This is a genomic window from uncultured Pelagimonas sp. (assembly GCF_947498515.1).
Lineage (GTDB): Bacteria > Pseudomonadota > Alphaproteobacteria > Rhodobacterales > Rhodobacteraceae > Pelagimonas.
On the sequence record NZ_CANMKO010000039.1, the window covers coordinates 1 to 428 of the forward strand.

1 pseudogene is annotated in these 428 nt (G+C 57.0%); it reads right to left on the reverse strand.

Going from position 1 to position 428, the window contains the following annotated elements:
• Positions 1-428, reverse strand: a pseudogene (locus Q1A43_RS22420) (UDP-glucose 6-dehydrogenase); the annotation flags it as partial.

A 428-nucleotide genomic window follows, 5' to 3' on the forward strand; every position in this document is an offset into this window, starting at 1 on the left:
TCGAGGTCAGGATTGGCCTTGGCGATGGTTTGCTTGACCTGGCGATTGGTGCCGACGGGCACAGTGGATTTGGTCACAACCACCACGTAATCGCTGGCGGCTTTGGCTATTTCTTCCGCTGCGGCCATCACATAGGTCAAATCCGCATGGCCATCGCCGCGCCGCGTCGGGGTGCCAACGGCGATGAAAACCGCCTCGGCCCCGTCAATCGCCTCGTTCAGATCAAGCGTAAAGCTCAGTCGACCGGCGTCCACGTTCTTGGCCATCAAAGCATCAAGTCCGGGCTCGTAAATCGGCACGTCACCCCGTTCCAGCATCTCGATCTTCTTGGGATCCTTGTCGACACAGATCACTTCGTGCCCAAAATCCGAAAAACAGACGCCAGAAACCAGACCCACATAGCCCGTGCCGATCATTGCGATTTTCAT